2 protein-coding genes are annotated in these 1,103 nt (G+C 39.1%); both read right to left on the bottom strand.

Going from position 1 to position 1,103, the window contains the following annotated elements; translation table 11 throughout:
* The coding region (locus tag A9G34_RS01885) for a DUF6708 domain-containing protein (RefSeq protein ID WP_065568716.1) at nt 1-675 on the bottom strand (675 nt) is incomplete at its 3' end.
* Between the two features lie 22 nt (nt 676-697).
* Nucleotides 698-1,103, bottom strand: a 406-nt coding sequence (locus A9G34_RS10690) for a DUF6708 domain-containing protein (RefSeq protein ID WP_218055653.1), incomplete at its 5' end; no start/stop codon positions are given.

Below are 1,103 nucleotides of genomic sequence, written 5' to 3'. Positions count from 1 at the left end.
GATATTGGCAGATTTATAATGCACCATAAAACTATTGATCCACCCCCAAACAAATGTACTTCCTGCACCGGCTCGCATAGGATCTAACATAATATGATCTATCACTTGGTGCGTGCCCGGTTGGCACACCATTAACACGGTTGAACTTAAGGCATTACGTGACATATTATGAATAATAACACCGTGCAAATCGTCCCAATCATACTCTTTTATTCGGCGTTTTTTCGGTTGTAAAAATACCGCAGGGTGATGTAAAAACTTAAAGTTAAAAAAGTAACTTTCATTAACATAGACTTTACCCGTTTTACGATTAAATATAATGGGGCTGCCATAGCGGGAGAATAGATAATGATACAGTTGAGGAACCGCATAATACACAGTGAGGCAACAAGTAATAAATCCAATAATTCCAATTAAACAAAGCATACTACCACTATCAGGATTATCATAATCCATAATAAATGTACAAGATCCAACAACTGATATACTTCCCAAAATAGTAACAATAAAGTGGAGACAACCATAAAAAATCTGATCATTGTGATCCTGACGAATAAAGGCACAATAGGTATTATTGGCATAACTTAAGCGGCGATCATGCAAAGGTACACTATAAGGACCTTTATCTAGATCCCCAAACCAACCAAGAATTTGCGGGCGGTATTTTGATGGCATAATTATTCCTTAATCATCTGGGTTATTCCGTTATATGGTGCCGTTGTTTGATTTCGGCGAGCTCTTCTTGCGATGTGGCATTAAACGCTTCGACCATCCATTCGGGCCAGCCTTCACCTTCAATCCTATGGGCTTTAAATTCCGCTTCTTGATCTGACTTATATTCACCGTCATCGATATTGGCAGATTTATAATGCACCATAAAACTATTGATCCACCCCCAAACAAATGTACTTCCTGCACCGGCTCGCATAGGATCTAACATAATATGATCTATCACTTGGTGCGTGCCCGGTTGGCACACCATTAACACGGTTGAACTTAAGGCATTACGTGACATATTATGAATAATAACACCGTGCAAATCGTCCCAATCATACTCTTTTATTCGGCGTTTTTTCGGTTGTAAAAATACCGCAGGGTGATGT

The sequence above is a fragment of the Gilliamella sp. Choc4-2 genome, assembly GCF_001690355.1.
Taxonomy (GTDB): domain Bacteria; phylum Pseudomonadota; class Gammaproteobacteria; order Enterobacterales; family Orbaceae; genus Gilliamella; species Gilliamella apicola_A.
Note: the sequence above shows the minus strand (reverse complement) of the source record. Positions and strands in the feature narration are given on the sequence as shown.